Genomic DNA, 23439 nt, shown 5'->3' with positions numbered 1-23439 from the left:
GTAAAACCCCTTGATTTATTCAGAAAATATGACTAGTATTTAATAGGTAGAATTCTAGAGTTGTGAAAAAGAAAGTGGAGGTCCCCATGTCAAAACATTACTTTGACCCAAGATTAAAAATTTTTGCGTTAAATTCAAATCGCCCGTTAGCAGAAAAAATTGCTGCAGCTGTCGGTGTCGAATTGGGTAAATCATCGGTTACTCAATTTAGTGATGGAGAAATCCAAGTGAATATTGAAGAAAGTATTCGCGGATCACATGTTTATGTTATTCAGTCAACGAGTAGTCCTGTAAATGATAATTTAATGGAATTGCTGATCATGATTGATGCCTTGAAACGTGCCAGTGCAAAAACGATTAACGTAGTAATGCCTTACTATGGATATGCACGTCAAGATCGTAAAGCTCGTGCCAGAGAACCAATCACTGCAAAACTTGTGGCGAACATGATTCAAAAAGCTGGAGCAACTAGAATGTTGACGCTTGATTTGCATGCTGTCCAAATCCAAGGATTCTTTGATATTCCCGTTGATCACTTGATGGGTGCACCATTGATTGCAAATTATTTCTTAGAAAAAGGGATTAAAGGGGACGATGTAGTAGTTGTATCACCTGACCATGGTGGTGTAACTCGTGCGCGTAAATTGGCTGAATTTTTAAAAGCACCAATTGCGATCATTGATAAACGCCGTCCAAAAGCAAACGTAGCAGAAGTAATGAATATTATTGGGCAAGTAGAAGGAAAAACTTGTGTATTGATTGATGATATGATCGATACAGCAGGGACGATTACCTTAGCGGCTAACGCACTAAAAGAAGCAGGCGCAGTAAGTGTCTACGCATCATGTACACATCCAGTATTATCTGGACCAGCTTTACAGCGTATTGAAGATTCTGCGATTGAACGCTTAGTTGTAACAGATTCGATCTATCTGCCAGATGACCGTAAGATCGAAAAAATCGATGAAGTAAGTGTCGGTGGTTTGATGGGTGATGCAATTAAACGTATCCACGAAAACAAACCTGTTAGTCCATTGTTTGAAACAAAAAAATAAGAATTAAAAAAATTGAATAGTATCACAAAGGGGAGCCTTATGAGGCTGAGATTGAAGTTTTTCTAAACCCTTCGTACCTGTATCGGTTATGCGAGCGTAGGAATTGTGACGATCAATTGACGTTAGTCATGTAACGTTAGTTGTAGAAGTATGTTGTATTTACTTCCTCCTTTGTGATTTCAAATGAACGGAGGAAGTTTTTTTATGGAGAAAAAATATAAAGTATGGATTGAGGGTACACTTGTAGCTGCACTAGCGATGGTGTTATCCTTTATTCCTCTTCAAATTGGTAGTAGCTTTGAGATTTCATTAGGACAGATTCCACTGACATTGTTTGCGTTAAGAAGAGGTTGGAAGGCAGGGATTTTATCAGGATTTATTTGGGGGATTTTACATTTTCCAACAGGACAAGTGTATTATCTCAGTGTCATTCAAGTATTGATCGAGTATCCGATTGCTTTTACCTTTGCAGGATTTGCAGGAGTGTTCGCTAAAAGGCTGCAAAACAGTCTAACGATGGGCAATAAAAAAGGGATGACAACCACTATTATATTAGGAACTTTAGTTGGTGTTGGTGCTAGATATTTCTGGCATTTTGTCGCAGGCGTCGTTTTTTGGGGAAGTTATGCTTTGTGGGGAATGAATCCATGGCTCTTTTCTTTAGTCATGAATGGTGCAAGTGCCTTGGCTACAGGAATTGTTACAATGGTTGTTTTGCTTGGAATCGGTCGGACAGTTCCAGCTTTGTTCATCGGGAAAAAATAAACGAAAAGAGCCTCAGTCACTATAAAAGTGTCTAGGCTCTTTTTTTATAAGTATAAAATGATGGAACATCCAAGCATCAGCTTAAAGGAGTATAGTTGAGTTCCGCAGCTTCTCCTACAAGCTCCCAGCGTTTTTCTTCTGCATGATAAACTAAGGTGCCAATTGCTTCTTCATCAAGGTATCTTGTTCCTTTTAGCTTCCAAATATAATCTTCAATGACATAGATCGGGATATGATAATCGTTATCGATCAATCCACCTTGTTCAAAAGAAAAAATGATTCCTTCTTGCATCAAATTACGCATATTCTTCAGTAATTCCACACTAATTTTTTCGACAGGAATATCTCGTTTGAAAAACGATTTTTTCTCATTGATTTTTTTTGACAAGATGATACTTAGTTTATTGGCAAAAATCCGATAAAATTCATCTAAATAGCGATAATAGATTCGTTCTAATTGATCGTTAAGATCGAAGTAGACGAAATTATTTTGTAATTTATAAAAAAATGGTGAGTGAAGATGGGTCTTCATGTGTCCAAAATATAACAATTCTGAAATTTCTAATGGCGTTAATTCTTTCAGCATCGTTAAGTCGTTAAAATCGATCCATTTTAAATCACTCGAATGATTACGATTACGTGCAGAAGAGAAAAAGCGTTGGATATTTTCTGTTCCACGAATCACTTTCAACCCAGTATGGGATTCGTATTCACCAGCATTTTCTGAAGGATCTAATAACAATAAATTTTGTGGGAAATGCACGATGTTGTTTGAAAAATCACTAATAGTCAGCCCCTTAGTCACAACCGCATTGCTAGTAGTATCAATATGTACATAAACTGACTCAGACATCATGCTCCTCCTCTCACTCATTATCACTTTCATTTTACAACATTTATTAAAAAAAAGCTTGTTTCTTTTATTTTAAAATTCCATTACAAAATCACTTTTTTTGTGATAAACATGGACATTTTCATTGTTTTTGTATAAATGGATGGAATGGATTTTGTTATAGCTTTTACAAGAACAATGTATTCATTTTAGTATTTCTCAAAAAAATAGTATACTTTAAAAGAATATATTTGTCTTGTTATAATAAAAAAGGAGAAGATTATGCTGATTCAACAAGTGTACGGTTCAGAAAAAACAGTCCTCTACTCTACACTTCAACGAGCCAAACAATTGCTACCCTTTTATGCTACCCATCAGGAAAGCCGTGATGCCTTTTGGTTGGCAACAAAGAAAAGGCAAGCTTGGCGGATGATCGGTAACAAACATACCCTTTATTTTATTGCCGAACGAACCAGTGAACAATGGCTGATTAAAAATGTGCTAGTGGTTGGTGACATGCCTGGTTGGACGCTTTTTTTTAAAGAGATAGAGTGGTGTTCCCGTTTTTATTTCAAAAAATATTGTTCTTTTCAATGGATTGAACCACTGTCGACATATTGGCAGACACTCCTATCTCATCATGGTTATACGCAAGACAATCAGTTGGCTCAGATAATTTGGCAAAAAAAACTGACCTATCATATTGGTTTAGTATTAGGTGGCGGTGGCGCTCATGGTGCCTATCAAATCGGTGTTTGGCAAACGTTAAAAGAACATCAGATTCATTTTGAAGTAATTACGGGAACTTCAGTTGGTGCGTTAAACGGTGTATTGATCTTGCAAGATGATTTATCGCAAGCTCTTTCTTTATGGCAATCCCTCGCAACGAATCAAGTATTACAGCTACCAGAAACTGCATTATCAGAAGATCTACGGAAAAGGTTTATCCAAGAAACACGGCAAATGACGAGAGCAGCAATTATCAAGGGGGGAGCCTCAATCACCCCTTTGGAAAAGTTACTCAAAAGTAAATTAGATGCTGAGAAGATTTTAAAAATGAAAAGTCCTCGTTTATTTACCGTTTCGACTCGACTTCCTGATTTTAAAGAAGTGGTGACACCGATCCAGCAATTGGCAAGCAATGAAATTGCTGATTGGATCCTAGCTTCGGCCTCGTTTTATCCCGCTATGAGTTATCGAAACATTGCTGGACAAAAATATATTGATGGTGGTTATCGAAATAATTTGCCTGTGGATGTAGCAATTAAAGAAGGGGCAACGGAGTGCTTAATAGTAGATGTGGATGGTCCCGGTGTGACTAAGAAGATTACGATACCAGAAGAGACTGTTCCATGGCTCTGCCGCTCTAATTGGTCATTGGGAACCTTCTTGATTTTTGATCGGCAGAGAAACCAATTCAATCTCCAATTAGGCTATCTGGAAATGAAAAAAAAGTTAGGTGATTTTGAGGGGAATTGGTATACGTTCTATTCAACGAAACTTGCAGAACAATATTGGCGTAAATTTTTAAGCTATCTAGTGAATGATCTTCAGCTAAAAACAACTTTTGTTCAACAACCAAAATTTTGGCAAACTCTGCGTAATATATATAAAGACAGGGTAGTAATTGAAACATGCGGGGTGGCGATGCTTGAACTATTAGCCAAAAAAAAGCTCGTTTTACCGAATAAAGTTTATGATGTAGATGAATTGATCGAACAGATCATTCAAAAAGAATCAAGTTCATTTTTCGATCAAATGATTCGAGAGGTCGGACAATTAAATAGTAATGAGTGGCGCAGAGTCCAAAAATACCAAAAAAAGCAAAAGAGTGAACAGGAACAAATCAATGAAATTGCTCATTTAGTTAAACAAAAAAAGAACGAGCAACTTCAATCTAAGCTTCATACGCAGTTATTTGACACCCTATTGAATTTATATTTACTTTATCTAAAGGAGGAACAACCATGGCACAAGAATTTTCCTACGAAATCATAGAAGAGATCGCTGTTTTATCCGAAAATAATAAAGGATGGCGAAAAGAGCTGAACCTAGTCAGCTGGAATGGCCGCCCACCTAAATTCGATCTTCGTGACTGGGCGCCCGAACATGAGAAAATGGGTAAAGGGCTTACTTTAACCAATGAAGAATTTGAGGCATTACAAAAAGCTATCGAAAATATGTAACAGAAAGGACCCTGTTGAATGAAAAGTATGACTGGTTTTGGTAAAGCCACCCGTGAAACCGCAGAGTATCAAATAGAAGTTGAGATCAAAAGTGTCAATCAACGCTTTTTAGATATGCAAATACGTAGTCCTAAATTGTTAAATTATCTCGAAAATGATATTCGCCAATTGATGAAACAACATTTAAGTCGAGGTCGAGTCGAAGTTTTTATCAATCTGACGTATTTGGGACAAAATCAAAAACAAGTTTTTGTCGATTGGAATTTGATTGACGAGCTGATGACGAACTTAACTGAAGGAATAACCCAACGTTATGGAGAGAAACAGCAATTACAGATTGGACGTCTATTAGAGACTTTGACAACGAATGAATCTTTTGTCGTGATTGAAGAAAAAAATGAAAACAATATGGATGAACTGACAGCTTTGGTTTTAGAAACGGTCCATGAAGCACTAGCTGAAATTGAAAAAAGTCGCCAAAAAGAAGGGACAGCTTTGGAGGCGATCATTCAGAAAAACAGTGATGAACTGAAACAAGTATTAAATGACTTACAACAATTTGTTGAGTTATACGAACAAGAGTATCAGGAAAAATATCAAAAGAAACTAGAAGATTACTTGGGAGCAACGGTCGATCAACAAAGATTGCTGACTGAACTCGCTATTTTATTAGAGCGAGGAGATATTCATGAAGAATTGGATCGCTTAGTGATCCATATCGGCAAATTGGATGAATTACTTCAAGTAAAACAGCCAGTTGGCAGAGAACTTGACTTTTTGATCCAAGAAATGAATCGAGAAATCAATACGATTGGTTCAAAATCAAGTGCGATTGAAATCAAAAACCAAGTGATCCAGTTAAAAACGATTTTAGAAAAAATCCGAGAACAGATCCAAAATATTGAATAGCAAGGAGACGAAAAAATGAACTATTATGATATCACGTTTCATGAATTAAGTGGGAAAACGGTCATCAAAAGAAATGTTCCTTCTGAAAAAGCAGGATTTGAAGCTTGGCAGGATGCCTGTGCGCAAGTGACGGAGAAAGAAATCCAATTGTTAGTTAACGATGGGACTTATGTGACGATGAATCGTCAATTTATTGTGAGAATCGATGCAGAAGAAGTGAAAGACCCAACTGAAAAAGCACTCTCTCGAAAAGATGAGATCATGGGTGTTGTCAATACCTTGTCAAACATGGGTTTTTAAAAACGACGGTAATCGGCATGTTAGTGAGAAGAGCTGCAACCATATGTTGCGCTTCTCACTATTTTTTTGAAAAAGAATGCTGCTCAGTTAGAACCTGTAAGGTGAGAGGGACCTTTTTTTGAACTTTTGAATGAAGGATGAACTTGATAGTTAATCACTATCATCAAAAGCCCGAGTGAAAAGCAAAGGTTTTGCCAGTCAAAGGCGCTTTTTTTTGCTATAATCAAAGATGCCCTTGAAAGTTGTCGAAAAAAAGTGCAAAATAAACGTTAGTATAAAAAGACTAGTTGAAAGGACGTCGTCATGTCAGAGCGTGGATTATTAATCGTGTTGTCTGGACCATCAGGTGTAGGAAAAGGCACAGTGCGAAAAGCAATTTTTGAGAGTGAGGATAATGATTTCCAATATTCGATTTCAATGACTACTCGTAAGATGCGTGAAGGAGAAGTCGAAGGAGTCGATTACTACTTTAGAAGCAAAGAAGAATTCGAAGCAATGATCGAAGCCGGAGAAATGCTGGAATATGCTGAATATGTAGGGAATTATTATGGAACACCTTTGTCTTATGTCAATAAAACATTGGACGAAGGAAAAGATGTATTTTTAGAAATCGAAGTCCAAGGTGCTCAACAAGTCAAAGAAAAAGTACCAGATGGCGTATTTATCTTCCTAACTCCTCCCGATTTAGCCGAATTAAAATCAAGAATCGTTGGCCGTGGGACAGATGCAGATGAAGTAATCGAAGAACGAATGAAAGTTGCCAAAGAAGAAATTGAAATGATGGCACTATATGATTATGCCGTAGTCAATGACCAAGTACCCCTGGCGGTAGAACGAATCAAAAATATCATTGCCAGTGAACACTTTCGTGTCGACCGTGTGATCGGCAAATATATCAAAATGTTAAAGGAGATGTAGTCTTATGATGTTAAAACCTTCAATCGACTCATTGTTAGATCGCGTAAATTCAAAATATTCTCTAGTTATCTTAGCAAGCAAACGTGCACACGAGCTAGATGCAAAAGCACAACCTACGATGGATTCATTTGAATCAGTAAAAAGTGTTGGACAGGCATTAGAAGAAATCGAAGCAGGAAATGTGATCAATGATCCTCATCCTGAATTAAAACGGGAACGCTTGAGAATGGAAGATGAAGAGCGTAAAGCCAAAAAAGATCGTGAACAACAAGAGTTAGAGTCACGTATCCGTGAAGAGCAAAACCAATAAAAAGTGCTAGATTCTTTGGATAAGCCGAAATTTCCGAAATTTGTATTCTCAAATTTTTGTGGAATTTCGGCTTCTTTTTAGGATCACGTTTTAGCATATAAGAATGACTTTTCTGCGGAATGCTGCTGCGCCGTTAATTTTTTGTAAGGATTCATCAGAAAATAAGACAAACCAAGCAATCTCTAGTAAAATAGGCAAGAACGATTTTGTCTATTTGATAGAGTAACTAAAGGAGGAAGGAAACCATGCCAATCACAGCTGATGTTATCGTCGACGTACCCACTATGCAAACCGATCAGCCTTTCACCTATCTGGTTCCTTCTGAAGTAGAAACGGCGATTCAAGTCGGGATGCGAGTAGAAGTTCCTTTTGGTAACGGCAACCGTCATGTTCAAGGGTTCGTTGTAGGTTTGCGAGTACAAGATAGCATCGAACAAAAAAATTTAAAAGCGATTGTCCAAGTATTAGATTTAGCACCTGTGGTTAATCAAGAACTACTTCAATTGGCTGATTATATGAAGACGATCACTTATGCGTTTAAGATCACTTGCTTACAAACGATGCTTCCTGCTGTCATGAAAGCATCCTATGACAAACAAATCTATCCTGTAAGTGAAGCGGCGGACGTCCAGGCATTCTTTAAAGGACGAACAGAAATCTCCTGGAAAGAAGCGCAAGAAGAGGGCATTTTATCCCAATTGATCCGTTGGCGTCAGGACAAGTTAGTAGATATCAGATATGAAGTACACACTAAGAACAAAGTCAAAACGATTCGTTTGATCCGCTCAAATTTGAATAGTGTCCAGCTTGAGGAAGAGTGGGGAAAGTTAAGAGCGAATGCGAAGAAACAAAAAGAACTTCTGCTTTGCTTATCTGAGCAAAAAAAGGCTGAACCAATTAGCTATTACAAAGAAAAAGGTATCAGCACGGCAACTTTGAATCAAGGAAAAGACAAAGGCTGGTTAACTTTTGAAGAAGTAGAAAGTTATCGTGATCCTTATAAAAATCGCACGTTTGAACAAACACAAGCATTCCAGCTAAATAAAGAACAACAACATGCAGTAGAACGTATCGTTGAAGCAGGGCAACAAGAGAAGAGTCACACTTTTTTATTAGAAGGAATTACTGGAAGTGGAAAAACAGAAGTTTATCTACAGGCCATTGCTGAGGTATTAGCTCAAAATAAAACAGCGATTATGCTTGTTCCTGAAATTGCTTTGACACCACAAATGGTAGAGCGTTTTAAAGGGCGTTTTGGAGAGGCGGTAGCTGTCTTACATAGCGGGCTATCTCAGGGAGAAAAATACGATGAGTGGCGTAAAATCGAAAGAAATGAAGCCCAGGTTGTTGTTGGCGCCCGCTCGGCAATTTTTGCCCCTTTAGAAAATATCGGATTGATCATCATTGATGAAGAACATGAATCAAGCTATAAACAAGATGAAACGCCACGTTATCATGCCAGAGATCTAGCGATTTGGCGTGGAAATTATCATCATTGTCCAGTAGTACTAGGAAGCGCGACACCATCTCTTGAATCACGTGCTCGAGCACAAAAAGGGCTGTATGAATTACTCCATTTGAGTCAAAGAGCCAACTTGTCTGCTCAACTTCCAACAATTGAAGTTGTTGACATGCGACAAGAATTGCAACAACATAATACGTCCACATTTTCCAAACAGTTACAAGCAAAAATCCAAGACCGTTTGGCGAAAAAAGAACAGATTGTGCTGTTACTAAATCGGCGAGGATATTCTTCCTTTGTGATGTGTCGGGATTGTGGTTTTGTTTTACCTTGTCCCAATTGTGATATTTCTCTGACCCTTCATATGGACACCCACTCCATGCGTTGTCATTACTGTGGACATGAAGAACCAATCCCACACCGTTGTCCTAACTGTGGAGGGAATAAAATTCGTTACTATGGAACAGGGACCCAAAAAGTCGAAGAAGAATTAAAGACCCTTTTCCCAGAAGCTGGTGTTTTACGTATGGATGTTGATACGACCAGAAAGAAAGGTGCGCATGAACGTATCTTGCAACAATTCGGTCAAAAAAAGGCGAATATCTTACTGGGGACGCAAATGATTGCCAAAGGGTTGGATTTTCCTGATGTGACGTTGGTCGGCGTTTTGAATGCTGATACTTCTCTTAACTTGCCTGATTTTCGTTCAAGCGAGCATACGTTCCAATTGCTTACGCAAGTTTCGGGAAGGGCAGGCCGAGCCGAAAAAGCAGGCGAAGTGATTATCCAAACCTTTAATCCGCAACATTATGCAATTGAATTAGCAAAAGAACAAAATTATGAGCGATTCTATCAACAAGAAATGGCCGTCCGACATCGTAGTGGATACCCACCTTATTATTTTACTGTCAAAATCACGACCAGCCATGAGGAAGAACAGGTTGCTGCTAAGAAGATTTTTGAGGTTGCGAATCAGTTACGTCAAGTGTTAGGAAATCAAAGCTTGTTATTAGGACCGACCCCTAGTACAGTGAATCGGGTAAAAAATCGGTACTATTACCAGTTGATCATTAAATATAAACATGAGCCTAATTTAGCGAATATCTTAAAAAATATTTTAGACCAGAGCCAAAAAGAACAACGACAAGGATTATTTGTCGCGATTGATAATGAACCATTACACTTTATTTAAGAAGGGAATTTACATGCGCTATCCTATATTGATCCACCCCAATGATAAATTGAAACGTGTCGCACAACCAATCGATGTGATCACAGATGAAACAATTACTTTACTAGATAACCTATATGAAACGATGGTTGCTAACGACGGTATTGGCATTGCCGCTCCACAAGTTGGTCAAAACAAGCGAGTTGCAATCGTAGAAGTAGATGAAGGTGAAAAGTTTGAATTAATCAATCCAGAAATTATTGATGCAAAGGGAGAAAGCATTGATGTAGAAGGTTGCTTAAGCATCCCTCATGTTTATGGGACCGTCAAACGGTTTGACGAAGTAACGGTTCGCTATTATGATCGTGAAGGCGAAGAAATCGAAGTAGTAGCCTTTGGTTACTTAGCTCGTGCCTTTCAGCATGAGATCGACCATTTAGACGGTATATTATTCGTTGAAAAAATGATTGAGCAAATTCCAGAAGCCGAATTAGAAGAGTATATGGAGGAACATCTTGATGACTAAATTAGTATTTATGGGAACGCCAGCTTTTTCAGTACCGATCCTTGAAGGCTTATTAGAAGAAGGATATGAAGTAGTCGCAGTCGTGACACAACCTGATCGCCCTGTGGGACGTAAAAAAATCATCACCCCTACCCCAGTAAAAGAAGCAGCCGTGAAACACGGTTTATTGGTTTTACAACCTGAAAAAATCTCTGGTTCAGAAGAAATGGAAAAAATCATTGCCCTACAACCAGATGTGATTATCACAGCTGCATTTGGTCAATTTTTACCAGAAAAATTATTACAGGCACCTGTTCACGGAGCTATAAATGTACATGCATCTTTATTGCCAAAATATCGAGGAGGGGCGCCAGTTCATTACTCGATTATCAACGGGGAAAAAGAAACCGGTGTAACAATCATGGAAATGATCAAAAAGATGGATGCAGGGGGCATTTATGCTCAAGAAAGTTTACCAATCACTAAACAAGACGATGTGGGAACCATGTTTGAAAAGTTAAGTGCATTAGGGAAACAACTATTACTTAAAACATTACCTGATATTTTGAATGGAAATTTGAGTCCACGTCCACAAGATGAATCAAAGGTAACTTTTTCGCCAAATATCACACGGGAGCAAGAAGCAATTGATTGGAACAAGACAGCAGAAGAGATCGACAACCAAGTCCGTGGGATGCGACCATGGCCGATTGCATTTACGACATACGAACAAACTCGTTGGAAACTTTTAAATGTAGAAGCGTTAGCTGAGAAAACTACGGCGGAGCCAGGGACCATCATCAAAAAAGATAAGAAAAATCTGTGGATTGCTTGTGGTAAACAAACGGTGTTGGCAATCAAAGAATTACAGCCAGCAGGTAAAGGAAAACAAGCGATCAATGAGTTTTTGAATGGTAGTGGACAACAGGTAATGATTGGGCAGCAGGTGAAATAATGGCAAAAATACCAAAAAAAATGAAAAAATCTGTTCGTTATATGGCACTGATCACCCTTGAAAGAGTAAACAAGGGCGGTGCTTATTCTAATTTATTATTGAACGAAATGATCAATCAAGGGGATTTAAATCAAAAAGATGTTGGCTTGTTTACTGAATTGGTTTATGGAACGATCAGTCGTCAACTTTTACTGGAATTTTATGTCGCTCCATTGATAGCAAAAGCAAAAAAAGTGGATGATTGGGTTAAAACATTACTTTATTTGTCAGTTTATCAGTTGGAATTTCTAGATAAAGTTCCAGCTCATGCGATTTTAAATGAAGCGGTCGAAATTGCTAAGATCAAGGGAAATCCTGGTACTGGGAAATTTGTAAATGGTGTTTTAAGAAATTATCAACGACAAGGTAAACCAGATGTTGAACAAATCAGTGATCCGATTGAACGCTTATCCGTAAAAATCAGTTTACCGATCTGGTTAACCAAGCGATTGACTGATCAAATCGGTTATGAAGAAACGGAAAAATTAGGACTTTCCCTCTACCAGCCAAGTCACGTCAGTGGTCGAGTAGATATCAGAAAATACCCTAGAGAACAAGCAATCGAGACACTCCAAGCAGAAGAAATTTCAGCGACAGCAAGTAAGCTTAGTCCTTATGGGGTAATTGCTGAAAAAGGACATTTAGCATCTAGTTCCTTATTCCATGACGGGGTCATGACGATCCAAGATGAAAGTTCGATGCTGGTCGCACCCGCTATGCAAATCGAGCCAGAACATCATGTTTTAGATGCTTGTGCGGCACCAGGAGGAAAAACAACGCATATTGCCACGTTTTTAGATCCAACATGTGGTGGCGAAGTTACAGCACTGGATGTTCATGAACATAAAGTAAAACTCATCGAAGAAAATGCGGAACGCTTAGGTGTTTTTACAACTGTTTATGCACAAAAAATGGATGCACGTGAAGTGAAAGAGGAATTTTCAGCTGAAACATTTGATCGTATCTTAGTTGATGCCCCTTGCTCAGGATTAGGACTATTGAGAAGAAAACCGGATATTCGTTATAAAAAAAATGCCAGCGAGTTAGCTAATTTACCAGCGATCCAATTGGCGATTTTGGAAAGTTGTGCATCTGTGTTAAAATCTTCTGGAATATTAACTTATAGTACTTGTACGATTCTTAAAGAGGAAAACCAAGAAGTCATTGAAACATTTTTACAGCGACATACTGATTTTGAAAGGATTGATGTTTTAGTTGATCCTGTGCTACAATCATCAATCGAAGATAAAATGTTGACTTTATACCCACATCAGTTCTATACAGATGGGTTTTTCATTTGTTGTTTGCGTAAAAAGTAATGAGGTGAAAGAATGCAGATTGAATATCAATCAGATGTAGGAAGACGACGTAATACAAATCAAGACTATGCGAGTGTTTTTACGAATCAAGCTGGAATTAAACTTGCAGTATTGGCAGATGGAATGGGCGGTCATCGTGCAGGTGATATCGCGAGCCAGATGGCAGTGACAAACTTAGGAACTGCTTGGGAAAATCTAAGTTTAAGTGATGACGAAAAAGTAGCGCAATGGTTCATCCAAACGATCCAAGAAGAAAATACTCGTATTTATCAACGTGGCCAAGAGCAACCAGAATACAATGGGATGGGAACGACGATCGTAGCAGCAGCTTTATCAGAAGATCAGTTTACTATTGCTCATGTGGGGGATAGCCGTGCCTACTTGATCCGTGAAGATAAAATCATTCAACTGACAGAAGATCATTCTTTAGTGAATGAACTAGTAAAATCTGGAGAAATCAGTGAAGAAATGGCAGCGAACCACCCACGAAAAAATATTTTAACTCGTTCTGTAGGAATGCCAGGATCTGTAGAAGTCGATGTATCGACTTATATTTGGCAATTAAAAGATCGTTTGTTGTTGTGTTCGGATGGGTTAACGAACATGTTATCTGAAGAAACGATTGGAACGATTATCAATCAAGAAGGGGCTTTGTTCGACAAGGTAACAGAATTAATCGAACGTGCAAATGAAGCAGGCGGAGCAGATAATATTACCGTTCTTCTGATCGAATACAAGGAGGACGTAGCATGATTGAGTTAGGCAAAAAGTTGAATGGTCGTTATCAAATCACTGGAAATATTGGTAGTGGGGGCATGGCAAATGTTTTTCTAGCCCATGACCTTATTTTAGATCGTGATGTCGCAGTCAAAGTGTTACGATTCGATTTCCAAAATGATCAAACGGCAATTAGACGATTCCAACGAGAAGCACTAGCTGCGACTGAACTAGTTCATCCTAATATTGTTAGTGTGTATGATGTTGGAGAAGAAGACAACATGCAGTATCTCGTGATGGAATATGTAAAAGGAATGGACCTGAAACGCTATATTCAAACCCATTATCCTGTTCCTTATGATACAGCAGTCAATATTATGCAACAAATTTTATCAGCTATTTCTTTAGCACATACGCACCAAATCATTCATCGTGATTTGAAACCACAAAATGTCTTGATCGATAATGAGGGCGTGGTCAAAATCACTGATTTTGGTATAGCAATCGCATTATCTGAAACATCGATCACACAAACGAATACGATGTTAGGCTCTGTCCATTACTTATCTCCTGAACAAGCTAGAGGAAGTATGGCTACGAAACAATCAGATATCTATGCCTTAGGGATCATTCTTTACGAATTATTAACTGGCAGTGTTCCTTTTGATGGTGAGTCTGCAGTGACGATTGCCTTGAAGCATTTCCAAGATGAGTTACCTTCAATCAAGGATCTAGACCCAACAACGCCGCAAGCTTTAGAAAATGTGGTATTGAAAGCTACTGCAAAAGAACCGGCAGATCGATATAAAACAGCAGAAGAAATGTCAGAAGACTTAGCAACAGCGCTGTCTCCTGCTCGGGCAAATGAAGCCAAATGGGTGCCACAAGCAATGACCAAAGAAACTCAAGTGATCACACCATTAGAAGAAGATACACCAATGCCAGAGTCATTTAAATCCATGCCATTACCTAAAGAAAAATCAGAAGAAACTCCTGTGATGGCAGAAGAGACAGTTCCTGATCCAAAGAGTAAAAAGCATAAAAAATGGTGGATTATTTTATTGGTGGTCTTAGCCTTATTAGGAATCGGAACAGCCGTCTTTTTTGCTTCTGGAGGTCGTGGAGAAGTCGAAATTCCTGACGTTTCGGGATTATCAGAAGCGTCTGCCAGAGATACTTTAGCAAAAGCTAAATTAGAAGTAGCAACAAAAACCGAAGAGATCCCTGATGAACAAATCGAAGAAGGAGACGTTGTCAAAACGGACCCAGCAGCGGGAACTACAGTGAAACAAAACCGTGAAGTTACCCTTTACGTCAGCACAGGTAAGAAAAAAGTCAAGTTAGATGATTATACTGGGATGAATTTTGACGAAGTAAGTAGCCGATTGAAGAAGCTTGGTTTTCCAGCTGATAGTATCGAGAAAAAAGACGAGTTCAGTGATGAAGTAGAAAATGGACGAATCATTTCCCAGTCGGATGAAGAAGGAACGGAAGTCGATCCAACGACAGATAAGATCACATTTGTTGTGAGCCAAGGTGCGCAACCAACGATGGGGGATTATACTGGTCAAAATTATGACACCGTTCGTGGGATATTGAGCTCAAATGGTTATAAAAGGATCAGTGAGACGTATGATTACAGCGATACGGTTCCAGCTGGTTCAATCATTAGCCAATTACCTAGTTACGGTGAACCATTGACTGAAAATAGCTATATCAGTTTTGTCGTTAGTCAAGGACCAAATGCGAAAACATTAAATGATATTTCAGGCTATACGAAAAGTGATGCACAAAGTTATTTATCAAGTATTGGCGCAGAATACATCGGACATGAGTCTTATGAATATTCTGATACCGTAGAAAAAGATAAAGTGATCCGAACAGCTCCTGGCGTGGGGGCATCGATCACTCCAGGAACGATCGTCAATGTCATTTATTCAAAAGGACCAGAACCAACCAAAGAATCAAAAGAATCATCAAGTTCAACCAAAGAATCGTCAAGCAGCAAAGAAAGTTCAAGTACTACTACGTCTAAAGAAGAAAGCACGTCGTCTTCATCCAAATAGTAATAACAATAAAAAATAGCAGAGCGTTTCTAAACGTGCTCTGCTATTTTTTATTGGGTTTCGCTAAGTTTCTTGTCAGGAACGCCACATGATTTTTCTTTCCTGTGGTAAAATAAGGAAAACTGGAGGTGGCATACATCAAAGGACAAATCAGAAAAGCAATTAGTGGATTTTATTATGTACACGCAGACGGTGAGACCTATCAAACGAGAGGACGAGGAAACTTTCGTAATCGAAAAATCACTCCGTTAGTGGGTGACCAAGTACTATTTGAAAGCGAAAACAAGACGGACGGTTATTTGTTAGAAGTGATGCCTCGTAAAAATCAACTGGTGCGTCCACCGGTAGCAAATGTCGATTTAGGTGTCATAGTTACAAGCTTGGTAGAACCAAATTTTTCTTATAATTTATTGGATCGCTTTCTAGTGACTTTAGAATATGAATCCATTGAACCTGTCATATTTTTGACAAAAACAGATCTCGCTTCAAACGAACAGCAAATCGATGAGATCAAGCAAACGTATGAAACGATCGGTTATCCAGTGATTGTTCCGAAATATCCTGGAGATACTGCAGAATTAATTCGTTACTTCCCAGAACGATTGACCGTTTTTATGGGCCAATCTGGTGCTGGAAAATCTACACTCTTAAACCAAATTTCGCCAGATCTAAACTTAGAAACGGGGGAAATCTCTGATTCTTTAGGACGTGGGAGACATACAACGAGACATGTGGAATTACTCCCATTGTATGATGGTTTAGTAGCAGATACACCAGGATTCAGCTCGATCGATTTTTTGACGATCGAAACGACTGAATTACCAAAACAATTTCCTGAATTTGTCAGTGCATCGAACCATTGCCGTTTTAGAGAATGCATGCATGCTAAAGAGCCTGGGTGCGAGGTGAAACGCCAGGTCGAAACAGGTGAGATTGCCCAAACACGTTATGAGAACTATTTGCAATTTTTACAGGAAGTCGAAAATCGAAAACCAATCTATTCTAAAAAAGAAGGTAAACGAAAATAGGAGGAAGCATTAATGAAAATAGCACCATCTATCTTAAGCGCAGATTTTTCTAATTTACAAAGAGACATCGAACTAGTAGAAAAAGGAGGGGCAGATTACATCCATGTAGATGTAATGGATGGACAATTTGTTCCAAATATTACATTTGGTCCCAATATCGTACAAGCTATTCGACCAATTACTAAGTTACCACTAGACGTGCATTTGATGATTGTTGACCCGGAAAAATATATTCCGGCGTTTGCGAAGGCTGGAGCAGATATCATCACGGTGCATGTGGAAGCCACTCCACACATTCATCGAGCATTGCAAATGATGAAAGATCTAGGCGTGAAATCAGGAGTCGTGATTAATCCAGGCACACCTATAACGATGATCAAACATGTTTTACCGATAGCAGATCAGGTCTTAGTGATGACTGTTAACCCAGGATTTGGTGGACAAAGTTTCATTGAAGAAACGGTAGAGAAAATTGCTGAATTATCAGAATTACGCGAGCAAAATAATTGGCATTATTCCATTGAAGTAGATGGCGGTATCGTTCCTGAAACCGCACAAATTTGTCAAAAAGCTGGAGCAGATGTTTTCGTTGCCGGTTCTTATATCTATAACTCAGAAGATCCAGTGGGTCAAATCAACCAGTTAAAAGAGGCATTGAAATAAATGCAGGTTTTATTAGTGGCAGGAGGTTCTCCTGAAAATTGGCCAGAACTACAAAACAGTTATGACTGTTATGTAGGCATTGATCGTGGTGCATGGTATCTTCTTCAAAACAATTTCCCTTTGGATTTAGCAATCGGTGACTTTGATTCGTTATCGGCAGATGAAAAAAAACAAGTTGAACAAGCAACGAATGAACTGATCCAAGCACCAGCAGAAAAAGATGATACAGATACGCAGTTGGGGTTGTGTCAAGCCATTGAACGATTTCCAGAAGCAACAATCACGATCATTGGCGCAACTGGTGGTCGATTGGATCACCTGCTTGCTAACCTTTGGCTGCCGTTAGAACCAAGATTTAAACCACATGCTCAAAAGATCATTATTTGGGATCGTCAAAATCATGTCACCTACTATTTACCTGGCAAACATGTGATTACCAAAATGGATAAGATGCGTTATTTGGCCTATTGTTGTTTGACGCCTGTAACAGAGCTGTCCATCCAAAAGAGCAAGTATGAACTGGAAACAACTGATGTGAGCCAAGCAACTTCTTATGCAAGCAATGAATTTGTTTCAGATACGGCTGATTTTTCTTTTTCAACTGGGATGGTCGCAGTGATTCAAAGTAAAGATTAAGTTTGCTCTAACCGAGTAAATACAACAGAAATAGTTAAAAATGACAAGTCAAATTATTTACTAAAAAAAAGCTTAAGAGAGGTGTCATACCTTTTGTTTCGCCTCAATTAGTGATAAAATTGACCATAAGAGTCTAATTAATTCGAGGTGTCTTTGTGAAGAAGTTCAATCCTAATAAAAATATTATTATTACCTTAATCATTGTTATCATTGTGGTGACAATCTTAAGTGTGACTGCCGCGCAACGAGCGAATGAAGGAAAACCTAATTTCTTCCAGTCTTTTGTCAATGACAGTGTTTCATTTGTTGACCGTGCAATCTCTGCGCCCGTAAGATGGGTCGAAAATGGAGTGGATTCAGTCCATAATCTTTTCACGACTTATTCTGAAAATGAGCGATTAAAAGAGAAAATCGATAGTTATGATGAATTAGCATTAAAAAATAAAAATGACCAAAAAGAAATCGAAGCATTAAAGAAAGAACTTAACTTAAATCAAACATTGACTAACTATGAAAAAGTAACGGCGAATGTGATTACACGCTCACCAGATACTTGGCAAGATATGTTGATCGTTGATAAAGGATCAAAAGATGGCATTGAAGTGAACATGGCGGTAATGGCACAAAAAGGATTAATTGGTCGAGTAGTTGAAGTCAATCGTACTTCTTCTAAGATCGAGCTGCTGACTTCGTCAAATGAAAGTTCGAATCATTTCCCAGTTCGGGTATCTTCTTCTAGTGGAGAAGCATTTGGATTATTGAAAAACTATGACGAAAAACTGCAAGCGTTAGTCGTGACACAATTAACTGGAGATACGAATATCAAAGAAGGCGACGTCGTTCAAACTTCTGGCTTAGGTGGGAACTCACCAGCAGATCTGCCGATCGGAACAGTCATCAAGACCAAACCAGATAGTTATGGCTTGGATCGTGAAGTATATGTTAAGCCTTACGCTGGAATGTATGATCTGCCAGTTGTGACGATCGTGCAACGACTGGTGGAGGATTAACCTATGCTGAAAAAAGATACAATGAAATATTACTTGCCAGTTGTATTGTTCTTATTGATGTTGATCGATGGGCATTTGACTAGAATGTTTGTCGAGTGGTCAAATGGGCAATACATGGCTAGTGCCCATTTTCTCATTTTGGCTTTGCTGTTTTGCAGTATGAAATTTCCTAAAAGGTATTTATTGATTACAACGGTCGTCCTTGGAGCAATCTTTGATACCTACTATATCGGTGTAATCGGGATCTATGCGGTGGCATTACCACTGATGGTCTTTATTATGTATTCGATGAGTTCTTATATCCACTTTAATATCTTTACAGAATTTTTTAGTATGATTATTTTTGTTACGGGGTATGAGTTGTTCACTTTAGCTGTACAATTGATTTTCAAATTAGTATCTGTAAATAACACTTACTTTATTACTAGATATCTTGGGCCAACTTTATTATTAACGATGATTCTATTCGCAGTTTTTGTTTTTCCATTCAAGAAATTATTCAGTGATGAATAATTTCTTTTTTTTGTACTGATTTCTGAAATAAATGTCATATTTTGTGAATAATCATTGAAACTTACATGTTTGTCATTTTAAGATTTTATTTTGAAATGTTTTTGTAACATAACTATTATATCGTTGACATACTGCTATGGTACAATTTTTATATCGTTAAGAAAGACTTAAATATATTTAGATATTTATTAAATTAAGCCAGTCGGAGGAATGAAGAGTGAAAAAGAGTTTATTATCAGCGGTAATGCTAAGTTCAATCGCTTTAACTGCCGTAGGATCACCGATCGCTGCCGCGGCGGACGATTTTGATTCTCAGATACAACAACAAGACAAAAAAATTGCAGACTTACAAAACCAACAAGCAAGTGCACAATCACAAATTGAAGCATTAGAAGGTCAAGTTTCTGCTATTAACACAAAAGCGCAAGATTTATTAACTAAACAAGATACATTGCGTAAAGAATCTGCTCAATTAAAACAAGAAATCAAAGATTTACAAGAACGTATTGAAAAACGTGAAGCAACAATCCAAAAACAAGCACGTGAAACACAAGTAAAAAATACTAGTTCAAACTATATTGACGCTGTGTTAAATGCAGATTCATTAGCAGATGCTGTTGGTCGTATCCAAGCAATGTCTACAATCGTTAAAGCAAACCAAGACTTAGTACAACAACAAAAAGAAGACAAACAAGCAGTAGAAGCGAAAAAAGCTGAAAATGAAGCAAAACAAAAAGAACTTGCTGACAACCAAGCTGCTTTAGAGTCACAAAAAGGCGATTTATTAGCAAAACAAGCTGACTTAAATGTCTTGAAAACTTCATTGGCTGCTGAACAAGCAACAGCAGAAGATAAGAAAGCTGACTTGAACCGTAAGAAAGCTGAAGCTGAAGCAGAGCAAGCACGTATCCGTGAACAAGCTCGCTTAGCAGAACAAGCTCGTCAACAAGCAGCTCAAGAAAAAGCTGAAAAAGAAGCACGTGAACAAGCTGCTGCACAAGCTGCACAAACACAAGCTTCATCATCAGCATCAACTACAACAGAAAGCTCATCAGCTGCACAATCTTCAAGTGAAGAATCAAAAGCTCCTGAGTCTTCAACAACAGAAGAATCAACATCTACTGAATCTTCTACAACAACAGAAAATTCATCAACTGGCTCTTCTTCTACTGAATCATCTTCAACAGAAGAATCAACAGTTCCTGAATCTTCTACACAAGAGTCAACACCTGCGAATACAGAAAGCAGTTCAAGCAGCTCTAATACAAATGTAAATAATAATACAAACAATAGTACTAATAACAGCACTAATAATAGCACTAATAACAGTACAACAAATAACAACAATAACAATAATACTGTAACACCAGCTCCAACACCTACACCAACGCCTGCTCCAGCACCAGCACCAAATCCTTCTGGTAGTGTGAACGGCGCTGCGATTGTAGCAGAAGCTTACAAATATATTGGTACTCCATATGTATGGGGTGGTAAAGATCCAAGTGGCTTTGACTGTTCTGGATTTACACGCTATGTATATTTACAAGTAACTGGCCGTGACATCGGTGGTTGGACAGTACCTCAAGAATCAGCTGGAACAAAAATTTCAGTTTCTCAAGCAAAAGCTGGAGACTTATTATTCTGGGGTTCTGCTGGCGGAACTTATCACGTAGCTATTTCATTAGGTGGCGGACAATATATCCATGCACCACAACCAGGTGAAAATGTTAAAGTTGGTTCAGTTCAATGGTACACACCTGATTTTGCAGTAAGTATGTAATAATAAATAGAATGAACAGGAAGGGAAATCTTCCTGTTCATTTTTTTTGTGGCTCTATTCTTTTTGATGTTGGTGAAATTCACCAACATCTTTTTTATGGTTTAAAAAGTATAAAAATGATACCCTATGATTCTAAGATTTCTTTTTACCAATATCCTTTGACAACGTGTCTTTTTTAGTCTGTAATGCAATCAGTGAGTAAAGAATGAAGTTTATATGTAGCTATAAAATAGTAGGGGACATTGGTGATTTTCACAAAAAATGATCATGGATGTTTGGAATGAGAGACGAAGCAACCAAAATAAATGAGCTAGAGTGAAGAAGGTTGGTGTAAACCAATCACTATTCTCTCTAGCTCATTTGGACTTATTAGTCAAAATAGGATTTCCAATGAATGAAAAAACTGCTATTTTTACTGTTTATGAATCGATCATTTTATCTAGTAATGATTTAGCTTGATCAATTAATGTACATATTCTTCAGAAAGTGTCATGAAACTATTGATATCCTCTAAAACCATATCGATGCCAGCTTGCCAGAAATCTGGTTTCGTTAAGTCAACACCTAAATGTTTTTGAGCAAGTTCTTCGGTTGTCATTGAAGCTGTATCTCTTAATAACTCAATGTATTCTTGCTCAAAACTTGTCCCTTTTTTGTTTGCATAAGCATAAATACCTAAACTAAACAAATAGCCAAACGTGTAAGGGAAGTTATAAAAAGGAACATCATCAATAAAGAAATGCAATTTAGCTGCCCAGAAGTGTGGGTGGTAAGTAGCTAAGGCATCATGATAACCTTCTTTTTGAGCTTCAACCATCATTTGAGTGATTTCTTCTTCTGAAACAAGTCCTTCTTGTCGCGCAGAATAGAAACGATTTTCGAAAATGAAACGAGAATGGATATTCATAAACATGGCCAAAGCATTTTGTAATTTAGTATCTAATAAATTGATTTTTTCTTCTTTCGTTTTGGCTGCTTTTAAGGTAGCATCAGCGACAATCAATTCAGCAAACGTGCTAGCAGTTTCTGCAACATTCATTGCGTAATCACGGTTCAATGCTGGCAGATCCCACATGACACTACTATGAAAGGCATGACCTAATTCGTGGGCTAGCGTAGCTACTTCATTGACTGAGTTACTATAGGTCATAAAAATTCTGGATTCTTGGGTTTCTGGCAGCTCAGTACAATACCCGCCAGGTCGTTTTCCCGGACGATCCTCTGCTTCAATCCAACTTTTTTCAAATGCAGATTGTGCAAAGGTTGCCATTTTGGGACTGAATTTTTGGAAATTCTCAATGATAAAAGAGGCAGCTTCGTCAAAGGTAAACGTCTTTTCCTTTAGATCTCCTAAAATAATTGGTGCATCTTGATCTTGCCACTCCATTTTTTCTTTACCGAAAAGATTGGCTTTTCTTGTTAAGTAATCAACTAACGGTTGTTTATTTTTTTGGATAGTTGCCCACATCACATCAAGTGTTTCTTTTTTCAAACGATTGTATTCTAATGGTTTTTGTAAATAGTCGTTCATACCATGTAGTTTATAGGTTGATAAACGGAAACCATCTAAGTGATTTAATGTGTCCGATAGTAAAGACGTTTTTTCTTGCCAAGCTTTTTCCCAGGCAATAAATAACTTTTCACGTACGAGTGGATCTGGATCACCCATCATTTTATTGAAGGCTTGACCTGCTGACAAGTCAGTTACCTTGCCATTTTCTTCAAATGGAATCACGATTGTTCCCACAATTGTGTCGTAATGACTGCTCCACGCGTTCAGCCCGTCTAATGAGAGTGTATTGATGATGTTTTCTTCTGCTTCGGACAATAAACGATGACCGTCTCTGCGAATCTCATTCATACGAAAAGCAATCAAAGAAAATTCATCTGTTTGGAGCAATGTTTGCCAATTATTGTCAGATATTTCTGCAAATTTTTTCGATAAAATCGTATCGGCTGATTGCCAACGTGGTAATAGTGCATATAATTTTCCTGATAAAAGCTTTGCTTGGGTATCTTTGACATTCGCAGATAACAAAGCCGTAATATAACTATTACATTGAGAAAAACCTTCTGTAATTGTTTCTTGTTGTTTGATCAGTGTCGTAAGTTCGTCATTTGTACTGACTGAATGATCCCATTGATTAACGGATTGATAATAGGTAGTGATTTGTTTTTCTAATTGTTCTAAGCGTTCATTTAAGGCTGGGGAATCACTTCCACCTGAAAAAATTGAATCAAGATCCCAATTTAGTGAATATGTCATGAAAAAGCTCCCTTCAATTTATAATACAATTAGT

22 protein-coding genes and 1 riboswitch are annotated in these 23439 nt (G+C 38.0%); of the genes, 20 read left to right on the top strand and 2 right to left on the bottom strand.

Translation table 11 applies throughout. The features are described from left to right. Positions 1 to 86: 86 nt before the first annotated feature. Both IGJ18_RS12900 and thiT read left to right on the top strand, forming a co-directional pair. Entirely contained in the window at positions 87 to 1055 is a 969-nt protein-coding gene (locus IGJ18_RS12900; RefSeq protein WP_010737274.1) for a ribose-phosphate diphosphokinase, read from the top strand. 18 nt (positions 1056 to 1073) lie between these two features. Beyond that, positions 1074 to 1175: riboswitch (TPP riboswitch) on the top strand. Between the two features lie 84 nt (positions 1176 to 1259). Continuing rightward, positions 1260 to 1820 (top strand): energy-coupled thiamine transporter ThiT, encoded by a 561-nt coding sequence (thiT, locus tag IGJ18_RS12895; RefSeq protein ID WP_010720608.1) that lies wholly within the window; start codon positions 1260 to 1262, stop codon positions 1818 to 1820. A 76-nt stretch (positions 1821 to 1896) separates the two neighbouring features. Here thiT and IGJ18_RS12890 read toward each other — a convergent pair whose 3' ends face one another. Further along, a complete protein-coding gene (locus IGJ18_RS12890) occupies positions 1897 to 2673 on the bottom strand; it encodes a hypothetical protein (RefSeq protein WP_010720607.1) in 777 nt (258 codons plus the stop codon). Between the two features lie 261 nt (positions 2674 to 2934). Between IGJ18_RS12890 and IGJ18_RS12885 the strand changes: the two genes are divergently transcribed. From IGJ18_RS12885 to IGJ18_RS12800, 18 genes are all read left to right on the top strand, one after another. Further along, positions 2935 to 4650: a patatin-like phospholipase family protein gene (locus IGJ18_RS12885; protein WP_438843404.1), complete on the top strand. Its 1716-nt coding sequence runs from the start codon at positions 2935 to 2937 to the stop codon at positions 4648 to 4650. Further along, complete coding sequence (locus IGJ18_RS12880) at positions 4620 to 4838, top strand: YdbC family protein (RefSeq protein WP_010720605.1); 219 nt, start codon at positions 4620 to 4622, stop codon at positions 4836 to 4838. The genes IGJ18_RS12885 and IGJ18_RS12880 overlap by 31 nt, the downstream gene beginning before the upstream one ends. Before the next feature lie 18 nt (positions 4839 to 4856). Next, positions 4857 to 5747 (top strand): YicC/YloC family endoribonuclease, encoded by an 891-nt coding sequence (locus IGJ18_RS12875; protein ID WP_063627638.1) that lies wholly within the window; start codon positions 4857 to 4859, stop codon positions 5745 to 5747. A gap of 15 nt (positions 5748 to 5762) precedes the next feature. After that, entirely contained in the window at positions 5763 to 6047 is a 285-nt protein-coding gene (locus tag IGJ18_RS12870) for a hypothetical protein (protein ID WP_010720603.1), read from the top strand. Between the two features lie 303 nt (positions 6048 to 6350). Continuing rightward, positions 6351 to 6965: a guanylate kinase gene (gmk, locus tag IGJ18_RS12865; RefSeq protein WP_010720602.1), complete on the top strand. Its 615-nt coding sequence runs from the start codon at positions 6351 to 6353 to the stop codon at positions 6963 to 6965. Between the two features lie 4 nt (positions 6966 to 6969). Then, positions 6970 to 7275, top strand: coding sequence for a DNA-directed RNA polymerase subunit omega (rpoZ, locus tag IGJ18_RS12860; RefSeq protein ID WP_010720601.1), 306 nt, complete (start codon positions 6970 to 6972; stop codon positions 7273 to 7275). Between the two features lie 245 nt (positions 7276 to 7520). Beyond that, the gene (gene priA / locus IGJ18_RS12855; RefSeq protein WP_088745194.1) at positions 7521 to 9929 is read left to right on the top strand and encodes a primosomal protein N'; all 2409 of its coding nucleotides are present in this window, start codon (positions 7521 to 7523) and stop codon (positions 9927 to 9929) included. 13 nt (positions 9930 to 9942) lie between these two features. Next, positions 9943 to 10434, top strand: a complete 492-nt coding sequence (gene def / locus IGJ18_RS12850) for a peptide deformylase (RefSeq protein ID WP_010720599.1) — start codon at positions 9943 to 9945, stop codon at positions 10432 to 10434. After that, a complete protein-coding gene (gene fmt, locus IGJ18_RS12845) occupies positions 10427 to 11368 on the top strand; it encodes a methionyl-tRNA formyltransferase (protein ID WP_010737278.1) in 942 nt (313 codons plus the stop codon). The genes def and fmt overlap by 8 nt, the downstream gene beginning before the upstream one ends. Next, entirely contained in the window at positions 11368 to 12726 is a 1359-nt protein-coding gene (rsmB, locus tag IGJ18_RS12840; protein WP_010720597.1) for a 16S rRNA (cytosine(967)-C(5))-methyltransferase RsmB, read from the top strand. Before fmt ends, rsmB begins: the two co-directional genes overlap by 1 nt. A 12-nt stretch (positions 12727 to 12738) precedes the next feature. Then, positions 12739 to 13479, top strand: coding sequence for a Stp1/IreP family PP2C-type Ser/Thr phosphatase (locus IGJ18_RS12835; RefSeq protein ID WP_010720596.1), 741 nt, complete (start codon positions 12739 to 12741; stop codon positions 13477 to 13479). Next, positions 13476 to 15509: a Stk1 family PASTA domain-containing Ser/Thr kinase gene (gene pknB / locus IGJ18_RS12830; RefSeq protein ID WP_161638052.1), complete on the top strand. Its 2034-nt coding sequence runs from the start codon at positions 13476 to 13478 to the stop codon at positions 15507 to 15509. The genes IGJ18_RS12835 and pknB overlap by 4 nt, the downstream gene beginning before the upstream one ends. 128 nt (positions 15510 to 15637) lie before the next feature. Further along, positions 15638 to 16537 (top strand): ribosome small subunit-dependent GTPase A, encoded by a 900-nt coding sequence (gene rsgA / locus IGJ18_RS12825; RefSeq protein ID WP_053765937.1) that lies wholly within the window; start codon positions 15638 to 15640, stop codon positions 16535 to 16537. 12 nt (positions 16538 to 16549) lie between these two features. Continuing rightward, positions 16550 to 17200: a ribulose-phosphate 3-epimerase gene (gene rpe, locus IGJ18_RS12820; protein ID WP_010720593.1), complete on the top strand. Its 651-nt coding sequence runs from the start codon at positions 16550 to 16552 to the stop codon at positions 17198 to 17200. Next, a complete protein-coding gene (locus IGJ18_RS12815; RefSeq protein WP_053765936.1) occupies positions 17201 to 17836 on the top strand; it encodes a thiamine diphosphokinase in 636 nt (211 codons plus the stop codon). Positions 17837 to 17991: 155 nt separating this feature from the next. Beyond that, a complete protein-coding gene (gene mreC, locus IGJ18_RS12810) occupies positions 17992 to 18846 on the top strand; it encodes a rod shape-determining protein MreC (protein WP_010720591.1) in 855 nt (284 codons plus the stop codon). Positions 18847 to 18849: 3 nt separating this feature from the next. Further along, positions 18850 to 19359, top strand: a complete 510-nt coding sequence (mreD, locus tag IGJ18_RS12805; RefSeq protein ID WP_010737284.1) for a rod shape-determining protein MreD — start codon at positions 18850 to 18852, stop codon at positions 19357 to 19359. Between the two features lie 217 nt (positions 19360 to 19576). Next, on the top strand, positions 19577 to 21139 hold the full coding sequence (locus tag IGJ18_RS12800) for a C40 family peptidase (protein WP_034700024.1): 1563 nt from the start codon (positions 19577 to 19579) through the stop codon (positions 21137 to 21139). Between the two features lie 463 nt (positions 21140 to 21602). On the opposite strand, the gene IGJ18_RS12795 is transcribed toward IGJ18_RS12800, so the two are convergent. Further along, on the bottom strand, positions 21603 to 23405 hold the full coding sequence (locus IGJ18_RS12795; protein WP_088775058.1) for a M3 family oligoendopeptidase: 1803 nt from the start codon (positions 23403 to 23405) through the stop codon (positions 21603 to 21605). Positions 23406 to 23439 lie beyond the last annotated feature (34 nt).

The sequence above is a fragment of the Enterococcus sp. AZ078 genome (genome assembly GCF_051714985.1).
Lineage (GTDB): Bacteria > Bacillota > Bacilli > Lactobacillales > Enterococcaceae > Enterococcus_B > Enterococcus_B hirae.
Note: the sequence above shows the minus strand (reverse complement) of the source record. Positions and strands in the feature narration are given on the sequence as shown.